The 12,582-nt window shown below is 38.3% G+C and carries 17 protein-coding genes and 2 pseudogenes; 1 reads left to right on the top strand and 18 read right to left on the bottom strand.

Annotation, left to right across the window (positions count from 1 at the left end; genetic code table 11):
• Positions 1-19 precede the first annotated feature (19 nt).
• Positions 20-631 carry a KinB signaling pathway activation protein KbaA gene (kbaA, locus tag BTOYO_RS14315; protein ID WP_001088535.1) on the bottom strand — a complete coding sequence of 204 codons (612 nt, stop codon included), beginning with the start codon at positions 629-631 and terminating at the stop codon, positions 20-22.
• A 139-nt stretch (positions 632-770) separates the two neighbouring features.
• Between kbaA and gerD the strand changes: the two genes are divergently transcribed.
• Entirely contained in the window at positions 771-1,388 is a 618-nt protein-coding gene (gene gerD / locus BTOYO_RS14310; RefSeq protein ID WP_000821768.1) for a spore germination lipoprotein GerD, read from the top strand.
• 55 nt (positions 1,389-1,443) lie between these two features.
• Here the strand turns inward: gerD and BTOYO_RS14305 are convergent, their stop codons facing one another.
• From BTOYO_RS14305 to BTOYO_RS14225, 17 genes and pseudogenes are all read right to left on the bottom strand, one after another.
• On the bottom strand, positions 1,444-2,511 hold the full coding sequence (locus tag BTOYO_RS14305; protein ID WP_000256618.1) for an Mrp/NBP35 family ATP-binding protein: 1,068 nt from the start codon (positions 2,509-2,511) through the stop codon (positions 1,444-1,446).
• A 143-nt stretch (positions 2,512-2,654) separates the two neighbouring features.
• Positions 2,655-3,367 (bottom strand): annotated as a pseudogene (cwlD, locus tag BTOYO_RS14300) (N-acetylmuramoyl-L-alanine amidase CwlD).
• Positions 3,368-3,433: 66 nt separating this feature from the next.
• Positions 3,434-3,861 (bottom strand): annotated as a pseudogene (locus BTOYO_RS14295) (DUF2521 family protein).
• A 162-nt stretch (positions 3,862-4,023) separates the two neighbouring features.
• A complete protein-coding gene (rpsI, locus tag BTOYO_RS14290) occupies positions 4,024-4,416 on the bottom strand; it encodes a 30S ribosomal protein S9 (RefSeq protein ID WP_000079986.1) in 393 nt (130 codons plus the stop codon).
• A 21-nt stretch (positions 4,417-4,437) separates the two neighbouring features.
• Positions 4,438-4,875, bottom strand: a complete 438-nt coding sequence (gene rplM / locus BTOYO_RS14285; protein WP_001260795.1) for a 50S ribosomal protein L13 — start codon at positions 4,873-4,875, stop codon at positions 4,438-4,440.
• Between the two features lie 152 nt (positions 4,876-5,027).
• Positions 5,028-5,771, bottom strand: coding sequence for a tRNA pseudouridine(38-40) synthase TruA (truA, locus tag BTOYO_RS14280; protein WP_000439681.1), 744 nt, complete (start codon positions 5,769-5,771; stop codon positions 5,028-5,030).
• Between the two features lie 14 nt (positions 5,772-5,785).
• A complete protein-coding gene (locus BTOYO_RS14275) occupies positions 5,786-6,580 on the bottom strand; it encodes an energy-coupling factor transporter transmembrane component T family protein (RefSeq protein ID WP_001186520.1) in 795 nt (264 codons plus the stop codon).
• Positions 6,568-7,449 (bottom strand): energy-coupling factor ABC transporter ATP-binding protein, encoded by an 882-nt coding sequence (locus tag BTOYO_RS14270; RefSeq protein ID WP_000406524.1) that lies wholly within the window; start codon positions 7,447-7,449, stop codon positions 6,568-6,570. The genes BTOYO_RS14275 and BTOYO_RS14270 overlap by 13 nt, the downstream gene beginning before the upstream one ends.
• Positions 7,425-8,267: an energy-coupling factor ABC transporter ATP-binding protein gene (locus BTOYO_RS14265; protein ID WP_000711788.1), complete on the bottom strand. Its 843-nt coding sequence runs from the start codon at positions 8,265-8,267 to the stop codon at positions 7,425-7,427. The genes BTOYO_RS14270 and BTOYO_RS14265 overlap by 25 nt, the downstream gene beginning before the upstream one ends.
• 103 nt (positions 8,268-8,370) lie before the next feature.
• On the bottom strand, positions 8,371-8,733 hold the full coding sequence (gene rplQ, locus BTOYO_RS14260) for a 50S ribosomal protein L17 (RefSeq protein WP_000331490.1): 363 nt from the start codon (positions 8,731-8,733) through the stop codon (positions 8,371-8,373).
• Between the two features lie 35 nt (positions 8,734-8,768).
• Positions 8,769-9,713 (bottom strand): DNA-directed RNA polymerase subunit alpha, encoded by a 945-nt coding sequence (locus BTOYO_RS14255; RefSeq protein WP_000569643.1) that lies wholly within the window; start codon positions 9,711-9,713, stop codon positions 8,769-8,771.
• A 181-nt stretch (positions 9,714-9,894) separates the two neighbouring features.
• Positions 9,895-10,284 (bottom strand): 30S ribosomal protein S11, encoded by a 390-nt coding sequence (gene rpsK / locus BTOYO_RS14250; RefSeq protein ID WP_000101797.1) that lies wholly within the window; start codon positions 10,282-10,284, stop codon positions 9,895-9,897.
• Positions 10,285-10,308: 24 nt separating this feature from the next.
• On the bottom strand, positions 10,309-10,674 hold the full coding sequence (gene rpsM / locus BTOYO_RS14245) for a 30S ribosomal protein S13 (RefSeq protein WP_000090793.1): 366 nt from the start codon (positions 10,672-10,674) through the stop codon (positions 10,309-10,311).
• A 21-nt stretch (positions 10,675-10,695) separates the two neighbouring features.
• Positions 10,696-10,809 (bottom strand): 50S ribosomal protein L36, encoded by a 114-nt coding sequence (gene rpmJ / locus BTOYO_RS14240; RefSeq protein ID WP_000868344.1) that lies wholly within the window; start codon positions 10,807-10,809, stop codon positions 10,696-10,698.
• Positions 10,810-10,844: 35 nt separating this feature from the next.
• Positions 10,845-11,063 (bottom strand): translation initiation factor IF-1, encoded by a 219-nt coding sequence (infA, locus tag BTOYO_RS14235; RefSeq protein WP_001029884.1) that lies wholly within the window; start codon positions 11,061-11,063, stop codon positions 10,845-10,847.
• Between the two features lie 68 nt (positions 11,064-11,131).
• Positions 11,132-11,878 (bottom strand): type I methionyl aminopeptidase, encoded by a 747-nt coding sequence (gene map / locus BTOYO_RS14230; RefSeq protein ID WP_000582534.1) that lies wholly within the window; start codon positions 11,876-11,878, stop codon positions 11,132-11,134.
• A complete protein-coding gene (locus BTOYO_RS14225) occupies positions 11,878-12,528 on the bottom strand; it encodes an adenylate kinase (protein WP_001048990.1) in 651 nt (216 codons plus the stop codon). The genes map and BTOYO_RS14225 overlap by 1 nt, the downstream gene beginning before the upstream one ends.
• Positions 12,529-12,582 lie beyond the last annotated feature (54 nt).

The following is a 12,582-nucleotide window of genomic DNA, read 5'->3' as shown; positions in this document are numbered from 1 at the left end:
ATTCAAAAGTACTTTTCAATTAAGCAGCTTTACTCGTTTTTCCGATTAAACGATGTAATATAAGTAACTGATATGCATTACATAATAAAAGTGGTATAACCATTAAATATAACCAATCTGTATCATTAATCCTTAGTGCTGGCACCCATTCAAGAATTGTTACAACAACCATAAAGAACAGGGCAGGCACAAATGCTTTTTTATTTGTTTCTTTACTTTTTATATAAGCAACAATCGCTCCAAACACAAATAATATTCCAGCAACAAGTATGTTATTCCCTAATGAAACTTCTCCATTTGCAATGAGTACAGATCTTAAATACACAAAATCGAATAAAACGAATGCAATAAAGAAGAGCTGGACTACATTCCATAAAGATGACGATCGGAACATACCTAGTCCAAAACGATGAATCGTTAAATAGGCAAAGAACCCCATTTGACTTATAACACTAAAAATAAACCCTACACCCATCAACCAGAAAGAAACTGCTAGAATCTCCTTTGCGTCGAAATTTTGAAAAAATTTATCGTACTTGTCCCACTCCAAAACAAACCCAATAATAACCGTGCTGACTCCACCAAGAAACAACGTCGTTAAAAATAGTCGTACCCACTTGCGGCTATTCACAACACATCCCCCATTATCCTTATATTTCTAATTAAATTGTATCAATGACAATTTCAAAAAGCTAGCCATGTTCATGTATAAATTCCTTAAAGATATTTATATTAAAAAGAGAGAACTGTGTTGAAAGGAGTTCCAACTTATGAAACGGATACTACTCGTTTTCGTTTCTTCTTTTCTACTTATTGCACTTGTAGCATGTGCACAAGGAAAAGAAACGAAATCCGAATTAGATTACGATCAAACAAAGAAAATGATTGTTGATATTTTAAAAACTGATCAAGGTAAGAAGGCCATTCAAGATGTATTAACTGATGAAAAAATGAAACAAGCACTCATACTAGATGAAACAGTAGTAAAGAAAACGATTGAAGATGCAATGGTATCCGACAAAGGGCAGCAATTCTGGGAAAAGCTCTTTAAAGACCCTGAGTTCTCATCGAAATTCGCTAAAAGTATGGGGAAAGAACAAACAAATTTAATGAAAACCTTACTAAAAGACCCTGAATACCAAGCAGGCGTTATAGAGATCATGAAAAACCCTGAAGTAGAAAAAATGATGTTGCAAACAATGAAGAGTAAAGAATACCGTCAATATTTACAACAAGTACTAACAGAAACTACTGAAAGCCCACTCTTCCAAGCTAAGATGATTGATATTATTAGTAAAGGTGTGCAAAAGGCTGAAAAAGGTGGCTCTGATAAAAAAGATGCAGGTGGCGAAGGTGGCTCCCAAAGCGGGAGTAAGGAACAACAGTAAAAAATAATAACTATAATAGTGAGTGGACAATATATATCGTCCACTCATTATTATTTTATTTTTGCGCGACAGCTGTTTTATCAATTACTGTTTCAGCTATCGTGCGATAAATAATCCCCGTTGTATGCGTATCTTCATATACTGAAGGAGCGAAGTCTTCTTTATTCCAATCAGGTTGTTGAAGTGGAATGCGGCCTATTACATCTGTTTGTAATTCGGCAGCTAATTTATCTCCTCCACCTCTTCCAAATACATACTCCTTCTCACCAGTTACTTTACTTTCAAAATACGCCATATTTTCAACGACACCAAGAATACTGTGTTCAGTGCGCAAAGCCATCGCTCCAGCACGCGCTGCTACAAATGCCGCTGTTGGATGAGGCGTCGTTACTATAATCTCTTTACAAGCCGGCAACATGGAATGCAAGTCTAGCGCAACATCACCTGTACCTGGCGGTAAATCTAATACTAAGTAATCTAAATCACCCCATTCTACTTCTGTGAAGAAATGATTTAACATTTTCCCAAGCATAGGTCCTCTCCAAATAACCGGTGCATTATCTTCCACAAAGAATCCCATTGAGATTACTTTTACACCTAGACGCTCCACTGGGATTATTTTATCTCCTCTTACAATAGGACGTTTTTCTATCCCCATCATATCAGGTACACTAAAACCGTAAATATCCGCATCAATGATACCAACTTTTTTCCCTAGACGAGCTAAAGCAATGGCAAGGTTAACGGAGACTGTTGATTTTCCCACTCCACCTTTTCCACTCGCAACTGCTAAAAATGTCGTTTTTGAATTCGGTGACAATAAAGATTCAATTTGCTCTTCTTCTTGCGGTGGTACAAACTGAGCTAATTCCTCTTCTGTAAATTCTGCAAAACGAAGTCCAACTGTTGCTGCCCCAAGTTCCTTCACTAACTTTACGATGCCCGACTGCAACTGCATTTGTTCCGCAGTACCTGTTTTTACAATTGCAATTTTAACACTCACATGTTCCTTCTCCGGCTTGACTGTTACCTCTTTAATTGCATTTGTTTCTTTTAACGTTTTATGTAAAAACGGATCTACAATCCCTTCTAACGCTTCCACTACTTGCTCTTTCGTTACCATAATTAGCCCAGCCCCCTGTATGAAAAATAACGTAATGTTAATTGAATTTATCTCTCTTTATCCTTGAAATAAATGCGTTTACATTTTCAGTATAACATATTTTCCGAAAACTTCGTTAACGAGAGAAACTCAAAAAATCCCCCTTATTCTGGAGGATTTCCTTTTTCCGTGAAATAACGCAATATACCTCGATATACGGCAGCCGCTACCTTTTGCTGATATTTTTCCGAATTTAACATATACCTTTCGTTCACATTCGATAAAAATCCAGCTTCAATTAAAGCGCCTGGTGTTTTCGCATACTTTAATAAATACACATGAGAAATCGTTTTAGCAGAACGGTTCGTATTTTCTAAACTCGTTCTCAATTCAGCTTGTATAAACTTCGCAGCACGTTCATTTTCAGTTAAAGAACGGTAGTAGAACGTTTGTGCTCCTTTAGAACCACTACTAGTTAATGCATTTAAATGAATACTTGCAAAGAAATCGACATCTAGCTTATTAATAATCTCCACACGTCTTCTTAAATCCTCTGCTTTACGTCTACTGTACGACTTTGTATCTTTGTTAGCTAAATCATAATCTCCTTCACGTGTCAAAATAACTAATGCACCTTGCTCTTGCAAATAATCTTGCACTTTTTTTGTAATTTCAAGAGTTATGTCTTTTTCTATAATATCCTTTCCACCAACAGCTCCTCCGTCTGGTCCACCATGCCCTGCGTCTAATACAATTACTTTCCCTGATAAGGGTAAATTCCACGCTCGCCACGATTTTGTAATTTGAAATTCTTGTTTGACTAAAAAAACAAAACAACCGCAGCGAGCGCAAAAGAGATAATTCGAATTCTCTTCATACCTTTCCTCCTCCAGCTAGTCCCTCTAATTACTTATATGGGACAAGAGGAAAGTTTATGCTTGTCTTAATGTAGCTTTAAACGATATCTTCTTTCACCTTTTTCATATCCTTCCTGCCACCACAATCCGATAAACTGCTGACAAGATTCAAAAAGTAATTCCTCATCTTTTAACTTAATTTCTCGTATAGTCATACTCGTTAAAAATTGAAATAGTGTTTCCGTTAATTGTTGCTCTTCTTCTAAAGCCCTATATTTCACATCAAAGAACGATTCGCCATAATAACCAAACTTACTGTATCTCGCTCCTAATAAATAAGATTCTATTCCTAGTTCAATACAGTAATCTTCATACTGACGATGAAGCTCTTGCATGTGAAAGGCATCACGAATATTTGAACGCAACGTTTTTAATGATAATTCTCGTAGCATCTTCCGCTCGTATTTTAATTGCTTTTCTTTTGTTTTTCTTTTAAGCTGACAATGACATTCATAGTACTTATAAAACCTCCCTAATACGTATTAGTCTAAACTTCTAAAGAAGAAGCATACGCGGGACGGTAGCACTAAAATATTCCAAACCTCAAAAATAAATAAGAGGAATTAAATATAAAAAAACCCCAACCAAAATGGTTGAGGTTTGTAGTTCGCAAAAATTAACGTTTTGAGAACTGAGGTGCACGACGTGCGCCTTTAAGACCGTATTTTTTACGCTCTTTCATACGTGCGTCACGAGTTAATAGACCTGCACGTTTTAGTGTTAGACGGTATTCTGGATCAGCTTTTAATAAAGCGCGAGAAATACCGTGACGAATAGCACCAGCTTGACCAGTGTATCCACCACCATTTACGTTTACAAGTACATCGTAGTTACCTAAAGTTTCTGTTGCAACTAGAGGTTGTTTAACTACTTCACGTAATGCAGCAAATGGGATATAGTTTTCAAAATCACGACCGTTAATGATAACGCGTCCTTCGCCTGGAACTAGGCGTACGCGCGCTACTGAACTCTTACGACGTCCAGTGCCATAGTATTGAACCTGTGCCAAAGTAAGCCCTCCTTTAATTAATTATCCGCGAAGTTCGTAAACTTCTGGTTTTTGTGCTTGGTGTGGATGCTCTGCTCCAGCATACACGTTTAATTTCTTAGATACTTGACGTCCTAAACGTCCTTTTGGAAGCATCCCTTTAATTGCAAGCTCTAACATTTGTACAGGGTAGTTTGTACGCATTTCTAGAGCTGTTCTTTGCTTAAGTCCACCTGGGTGGTTAGTGTGACGGTAGTAAATTTTATCGTTTAATTTATTACCTGTTAAATGAATTTTCTCAGCGTTAATAATAATTACATGATCACCCGTGTCAACGTGTGGTGTAAATGTAGGTTTGTTTTTACCACGTAAAATGGATGCTACTTCAGTAGATAGGCGACCTAAAGTTTGACCTTCAGCATCAACCACATACCATTTACGCTCAACTTCGTTAGCTTTTGCCATAAAAGTCGTACGCATGTGTTTCCCTCCTCGTTATCTTTTCCATAGAAAAAATCTATTGTTTATCTTAAACACGATTTCCTTCCGGGGCTAATCGTGGTTTTAGAAACAATACCATATGTTATGATATACTTTTGAGTTTCTAATGTCAAGCAAATGTTACACCAGGATTAGTTGTTATAGTTTACTTGCCATAAGTAAAGTCCATGACCTGGAGCCATCTTTCCAGCAAACTGGCGATTTTGTTTTGCTAAAATCTCTGGAATGCTATCAGGATCAAGCTTTCCTTGCCCTACGTTAAGTAACGTACCAACAATAATTCTGACCATATTATATAAAAATCCATTACCTACAAAACGAAAAATTAATTCATCATCTTGCTCAATTAACTCGATTTCAAAAATTGTTCGCACTTTATCTTTTTTGTCAGTTTTTGCCGAACAAAAAGAAGTGAAATCATGCGTTCCAATAAAATAAGGAATCGCTTTTCTTATAGAGTTTATTTCAAGCGGATATGGATATTGATATACGTAATTTCTACGGAATACATCCGCAGTCTTTGATAATAATACACGATAACGATATTCTTTTCTCTCAACACCGTAACGTGCATGAAATTCTTCTGTTTTCTTCTCTACTTGCCTGATAACAATATCATCTGGCAACATTGTGTTTAAAGCATTACTCCATTGCCACTCTTCAAGAGACAAAGGTGTATCAAAGTGTATGACTTGTCCTTTCGCATGAACGGTAGAATCCGTTCTGCCTGATGCCTGAACACGAACAAGTTCACCCTTATGCAATTTCTGTAATGCCTTCTCTATTTCTTGTTGAACAGTACGATGCTGTGGTTGAATTTGGTAACCACAAAAATGCATGCCATCATATGCAACTGTACATTTTATTCTTTCCATCTTTCCGTTCTCCATTACAATCGCAACCATACTAAAATACAAGCTAAACAAAGTAAACTTATAATTGTTACTGTATCGCTCATTTTCCAGCGTAGTTGCCTAAATTTAGTTCGTCCTTCACCATTTCGATATCCACGTGCTTCCATCGCAATTGCTAAATCCTCAGCACGCTTAAAAGCACTAATAAAAAGTGGAACGAGTAGTGAAATAATTGCCTTCATCCTATCTTTTATCGGACCTCCAGCAAAATCAATACCACGTGACGCTTGTGCTTTCATAATTTTACTCGTTTCATCCATTAATGTCGGAATAAAACGAAGAGAAATAGACATCATTAATGCGATTTCATGAACAGGAACCTTTATACGCTTCAACGGCTTTAATAACGTCTCCAAACCATCTGTAATCTCAATAGGTGTCGTTGTTAACGTTAATAATGTCGTCATTAAAATAATAACAAAGAATCGTATAGAAATGTATATCCCTTGCTCTAATCCCTTTTCATGTATTGAAAACCAACCAAGCTGGAATAGTACATCCCCTTCTTTAGTTGTGAAGATATGCAGGAAAAATGTAAAAAGAAAAATCCATAAAATTGGTTTTAAGCCCGAAAGTACATAACGAATCGGCACTTTTGCAAAAAATAAAGCAATGAGTGCATATAAAAATAAAAATCCATATGAAATCGCATTATTTGCTAAGAAAACAACAAATACATATAAAAAGACAATCAACAGCTTCGTACGAGGATCAAGTTGATGAATGAGTGACTTACCTGGAATGTATCTCCCAATAATCAACTGCTGCATGATTCATGACCACCTTTTCGTAACACCTGTACAACTTCATGAGTAAGATCCTCTAAAGATAAGGTAGCCTTTGGAATTGAAATACCAAACTTCTCTTCAATTGCACGTTTATACTTTAAAGACATCGGAAGGTCCACACCAATTTGTTCTAGTTCATCAGCATGTGAAAATACTTCCTCTGCACTTCCTTGCAAAAAGACCGTTCCTTTATGCATGACCACAATTTGATCTGCATACTTAGCGGCATCCTCCATATTATGGGTAACAAGAATGACTGTAAGCCCCTGCTCCTTATGCAAACTATAAAACATCTCCATAAGCTCGTGCTGTCCTTTCGGATCAAGCCCCGCTGTAGGTTCATCTAATACAAGTACTTCGGGTTCCATCGCAAGTACGCCCGCTATTGCAACACGCCTCATTTGCCCACCGCTTAATTCAAACGGAGAACGTGCTAATAACTCTATATCCAATCCAACAAGCTGAATGGCATCTTTTGCCTTTTGCTTTGCCACTTCTTCAGATAAACCGAAATTAGTAGGCCCAAAACAAATATCTTTCTCCACTGTCTCTTCAAATAACTGATGTTCTGGGAACTGAAAGACAACCCCTACTTTTTTTCGTAGTGGCTTAAGCTTCTTCTCTTTCTTCCCTGCTGAAATTAAATGTTCACCAATTTGAACCGTACCATTTGTCGGCTGCAATAAACCATTTAAATGTTGAATCATCGTCGACTTACCTGAACCAGTATGACCGATAATGGCATAATAGCCTCCACTTGGAAACGACACGTCTACATCATAAAGCGCGCGTCTTTCAAATGGAGTTTTATATTGATAACGATGTTCTACTTTTTGGAATGTAATCTCCAAAGTTCGTTCACCAAACTTTCCATTGTAAGATGCGTATTTTGCAAAAGAATTTCACTTCTTTTTAATAATTCTGCTATTTTTACTGAAAAAGGTACATCTAACCCAATTTCTTGGAGCATATGAGAGGACTTGAAAATTTGCTTTGGGGTCCCTTCCTCTAATATTTCTCCCTTGTTTAAAATAATGACACGGTCTGACTGTGCCGCTTCTTCTAAATCGTGCGTAATTGATAATACGGTAATACCTTTTTGATTAACAAGCTGTCTAACCGTTTCTACTACTTCACGTCTCCCTTGAGGGTCTAACATTGACGTTGCTTCATCTAGTATTAAAATAGATGGCTGAAGTGCTAAAACACCTGCTATTGCAACTCGCTGCTTTTGCCCACCAGATAACGAATGGGGCTCATCATTAAGAAAATCTTCCATACGGACAAGTCGCAGGGCTTGTTCTAATCTTTCTACCATCTGTTCCCTTGGCATTCCGATATTTTCTAAGCCAAATACAACGTCATCTTGTACTGTCGTTCCAACAAATTGATTATCTGGATTTTGAAATACCATTCCAATTTGTTTTCGAACATCCCATACCGTTTCTTCTGATAAAACCATTGTATCATTTACAGTAATTGTCCCTGATTCCGGCAAAAACAAACCATTCAATAATTTTGCAAGTGTAGATTTACCTGAACCATTTTGTCCGATAACAGATACCCATTCTCCTTCATATAAGGAAAACGAAACATCTTTTAATGCATACGAGGCTGCCCCAGGATATTGAAATGATACATTTTCTGTCCGAAGTTTCTCTTTTTTCAATACAAGGCACCCTTTCCTTCGCCAAGTTAGCCTTTTTTATATTTAAAAAAAAAGGGCCATGACCAGTTACTTGAAAAGAACTGTCCTGCCCTTTTAATTATCATTATACTAACTCGATAATTACCATTGGTGCTGCGTCTCCGCGACGTGGACCAATTTTTGCAATACGAGTGTATCCGCCTTGGCGCTCAGCATAGCGTGGAGCTACATCAGCGAATAATTTTTGAAGTGCATCTTGACCAGTCTCAGCGTTAGCAACTTCATTGCGAATGAAAGCTGCTGCTTGACGACGAGCGTGAAGATCTCCGCGTTTACCTAAAGTGATCATTTTTTCCACTACAGAACGAAGTTCTTTTGCACGAGTTTCTGTCGTTTGGATGCGCTCGTTGATAATTAAATCAGTAGCTAAATCACGTAACATAGCTTTACGTTGCGCACTTGTACGGCCTAATTTTCTGTATGCCATTCGTAGTTCCCTCCTTTGTTGATGGGTTTAAATCCTCAGTCGTCTTTACGTAAACCTAAACCTAATTCCTCAAGTTTATGTTTAACTTCTTCTAAGGATTTACGTCCTAAGTTACGAACTTTCATCATATCTTCTTCTGTTTTGTTCGCAAGCTCTTGTACAGTATTAATTCCTGCACGTTTTAGGCAATTATAAGAACGAACAGAAAGATCTAGTTCTTCGATAGTCATCTCAAGAACTTTCTCTTTTTGATCTTCTTCCTTCTCGACCATAATCTCAGCATTTTGTGCTTCATCAGTTAAACCAACAAAGATATTTAAATGCTCAGTTAAGATTTTGGCCCCTAAAGAGATAGCTTCTTTTGGCCCGATGCTTCCATCCGTCCATACATCAAGCGTAAGCTTATCATAATTAGCCACTTGTCCGACACGTGTCTTTTCCACTTGGTAAGTTACACGTGATACTGGAGTATAAATAGAATCAATAGGAATTACTCCTATTGGTTGATCTTCGCTTTTATTTGCATCAGCTGGCGTATACCCACGGCCACGCTTTGCAGTTAAACGCACGCGGAAATGCGCATCCTTTGCTAACGTTGCAATGTGTAAATCTGGATTTAAGATTTCTACATCACTATCGTGAGTAATATCAGCAGCTGTGACAATACCTTCGCCCTGCACATCAATTTCCAACGTCTTCTCTTCTTCAGAGTAGATTTTAAGAGCTAACTTTTTCAAGTTTAAGATGATCGTCGTAACGTCTTCTACTACGCCCTCAACTGTTGAAAATTCATGTAATACGCCATCGATTTGGATAGCAGTAACAGCGGCACCAGGGAGTGAGGATAAAAGAATACGACGTAAGGAGTTACCCAAAGTAGTACCATATCCACGCTCAAGCGGTTCAATTACGAATTTACCATATTTAGCATCTTCGTTAAGTTCAACCGTTTCGATTTTCGGCTTTTCGATTTCAATCATTAACTAAACCCTCCTTCAAAACGTCGAAACCCCGGTTAAACAAAGGTATACCCCTTTGATTAACCGAAAGTCCCCCTTAGGCAGTTCCCGATTGTGCACAACAAGCGATGTTTCTGTACGAAATTTCTCGATAATGCATCATATCCATTATAGACAAAAGGGAAAATTCTATACAGAAAAATTACACACGACGACGTTTTGGTGGACGACATCCATTATGAGGAACTGGAGTAACATCTCTAATTGCTGTTACTTCTAGACCTGCAGCTTGAAGAGCACGAATTGCAGCTTCACGACCAGCACCAGGACCTTTAACAGTAACCTCTAAAGTTTTTAAACCGTGCTCCATTGCAACTTTAGCAGCAGCTTCAGCAGCCATTTGCGCAGCGAATGGAGTAGACTTACGAGATCCACGGAAACCAAGTGCACCAGCACTAGACCAAGAAAGTGCGTTACCATGAGTATCTGTAAGTGTTACGATTGTGTTGTTGAAAGTAGAACGAATATGAGCTATACCAGCTTCAATATTCTTTTTCACACGTTTTTTACGAGTGTTTGTTTTACGTGCCATTGTTAGTTCAACCTCCTTTACTTATTATTTCTTTTTATTTGCTACTGTACGACGTGGACCTTTACGTGTACGAGCATTGTTTTTAGAGTTTTGACCACGAACTGGTAAACCACGACGGTGACGAAGACCACGGTAAGAACCGATCTCCATTAGACGTTTAATGTTAAGAGATACTTCACGACGAAGGTCTCCCTCAACTTTAATGCTATCGATAACATCACGGATACGTCCTAGTTCGTCTTCCGTTAAATCACGAACTCGTGTTTCTGAAGAAATACCAGCTTCAGTAAGAATTTTTTCAGCAGTTGTGCGACCAATGCCGAATACGTAAGTTAAAGAAATAACAACGCGTTTGTCTCGAGGAATATCTACACCTGCGATACGTGCCATTCTGAATGCACCTCCTTCTGATTAACCTTGTTTTTGTTTATGTTTAGGGTTTTCACAAATAACCATTACTTTTCCACGTCTACGAATAACTTTACATTTTTCGCAGATTGGTTTAACTGACGGTCTTACTTTCATGTCTCGAACCTCCTTAAAGATTACGGAGTGCTATATTATTTAAAACGGTACGTAATACGACCACGATTTAAATCGTACGGAGATAATTCTACCGTAACTTTGTCTCCTGGTAAAATACGAATGAAGTTCATACGGATTTTACCAGAAACGTGAGCCAATACGACATGCCCATTCTCTAATTCTACTTTGAACATAGCATTTGGCAACGTTTCAAGAACGGTACCTTCGACTTCAATTACATCATCTTTAGCCATTCAATAGTTCTCCCTTCTTCAAATCAGTAACATTTTACACTGCTCTGAAATTCCGGAGAGCCAGCTACTTATAAAGTGGTAAGGATTTCGTATCCTGCTTCTGTAAGAGCAATCGTGTGCTCAAAATGGGCACACCATTTACCATCTACCGTTACCACTGTCCAGTCATCAGATAGTGTTTTTACATATCGTCTTCCTTGATTCACCATCGGCTCAACACAGATGACCATTCCCGGCTTTAATCTAGGGCCTCTATTTGGAGGACCATAGTGCGGGATTTGAGGGTCCTCATGTAAGTCTTGCCCGATTCCGTGACCAACATACTCCCTAACGATCGAGAATCCGTTCTCTTCAGCATGGGTTTGAACCGCATGTGAGATATTTGATAATCTTTCGCCTGGTTTTACTTGTTCTAAACCAAGATACAACGATTTTTCTGTGACATCAAGTAGCTTTTGAACAGATTCAGAAATGTTTCCAACTGGATACGTCCATGCAGAATCTCCATGGTACCCATTGTATTTCGCACCAATATCGATACTGATGATATCGCCCTCTTCGAGCTTTCGCTTCCCTGGAATTCCGTGTACAAGCTCTTCATTTACAGAAGCACATATGCTCCCCGGAAATCCGTTGTATCCTTTAAAAGATGGCGTAGCACCATATTTTTGAATCGTCTTTTCCGCTATTTGATCGAGCTCTTTCGTTGTAATTCCTGGAGTAATATGCTGTTTCAACTCTTGATGAGTTAAAGCAACGATCCTGCCAGCTTCTCGCATGATTTCTATCTCGCGAGGAGTTTTGCAGATGATCATTACGCTAAGCCTCCGATGAGAACATCGATATCAGCAAATACTTTATTGATGTCTTGCTCACCATTAATGCTTTGCAAGTAACCAAGCTCCTCATAGAAATCAAGCAAAGGTTTTGTTTGCTTAATATTTACATCTAAACGATTTGCTACAGTTTCTTCATTGTCATCAGAGCGTTGATATAAATCGCCACCACATTTATCGCACACATCAGCGTTTGCTGGTGGATTGAATTCTAAGTGGTAAGTCGCACCGCACTCTTTACAAATGCGACGGCCTGTAAGGCGTTTTAATAACAACCCTGAATCCACATTAATGTTTAAAACATAGTCGATTTTTTTGCCAAGATCTTTCATAATCTCTTCAAGAGCTGATGCTTGTGCAACAGTTCGTGGGAAACCATCTAATAAGAATCCTTTTACACAGTCTTCTTGACTTAAACGTTCACGAACGATTCCGATTGTAACTTCATCTGGAACAAGAGCACCTTTATCAATAAAAGATTTTGCTTGTAAACCCATTTCAGTTTCAGCCTTCATAGCTGCACGGAACATATCTCCTGTTGAGATGTGAGGGATGTTATACTTGGCAACAATCTGTTCGGCTTGTGTACCTTTACCAGCACCAGGAAGCCCCATTAAAATTAAGTTCATCCTTGTTCCCCCTCAGTACATGAGCATGTAGGGAAGACAAGCCTTCCCACTTAC

The organism is Bacillus toyonensis BCT-7112 (assembly GCF_000496285.1).
Classification (GTDB): Bacteria; Bacillota; Bacilli; order Bacillales; family Bacillaceae_G; genus Bacillus_A; species Bacillus_A toyonensis.
The sequence above is the reverse complement of the archived record's forward strand: the minus strand, read 5'-3'. Positions and strand labels throughout refer to the sequence as shown.

What these genes read in the sequence shown, in the direction of transcription:
- rpmJ (WP_000868344.1), bottom strand. Translation starts at nt 10,809, where the DNA reads ATGAAAGTAAGACCGTCAGTTAAACCAATCTGCGAAAAATGTAAAGTT.
- BTOYO_RS14305 (WP_000256618.1), bottom strand. Translation starts at nt 2,511, where the DNA reads ATGGTAACGAAAGAGCAAGTAGTGGAAGCGTTAGAAGGGATTGTAGAT.
- rpsK (WP_000101797.1), bottom strand. Translation starts at nt 10,284, where the DNA reads ATGGCACGTAAAACAAACACTCGTAAAAAACGTGTGAAAAAGAATATT.
- infA (WP_001029884.1), bottom strand. Translation starts at nt 11,063, where the DNA reads ATGGCTAAAGATGATGTAATTGAAGTCGAAGGTACCGTTCTTGAAACG.
- rplQ (WP_000331490.1), bottom strand. Translation starts at nt 8,733, where the DNA reads ATGGCATACAGAAAATTAGGCCGTACAAGTGCGCAACGTAAAGCTATG.
- rpsM (WP_000090793.1), bottom strand. Translation starts at nt 10,674, where the DNA reads ATGGCACGTATCGCAGGTGTAGATATTCCTCGAGACAAACGCGTTGTT.
- gerD (WP_000821768.1), top strand. Translation starts at nt 771, where the DNA reads ATGAAACGGATACTACTCGTTTTCGTTTCTTCTTTTCTACTTATTGCA.
- rplM (WP_001260795.1), bottom strand. Translation starts at nt 4,875, where the DNA reads ATGCGTACGACTTTTATGGCAAAAGCTAACGAAGTTGAGCGTAAATGG.
- truA (WP_000439681.1), bottom strand. Translation starts at nt 5,771, where the DNA reads ATGGAAAGAATAAAATGTACAGTTGCATATGATGGCATGCATTTTTGT.
- map (WP_000582534.1), bottom strand. Translation starts at nt 11,878, where the DNA reads ATGATCATCTGCAAAACTCCTCGCGAGATAGAAATCATGCGAGAAGCT.
- BTOYO_RS14275 (WP_001186520.1), bottom strand. Translation starts at nt 6,580, where the DNA reads ATGCAGCAGTTGATTATTGGGAGATACATTCCAGGTAAGTCACTCATT.
- BTOYO_RS14225 (WP_001048990.1), bottom strand. Translation starts at nt 12,528, where the DNA reads ATGAACTTAATTTTAATGGGGCTTCCTGGTGCTGGTAAAGGTACACAA.
- BTOYO_RS14255 (WP_000569643.1), bottom strand. Translation starts at nt 9,713, where the DNA reads ATGATTGAAATCGAAAAGCCGAAAATCGAAACGGTTGAACTTAACGAA.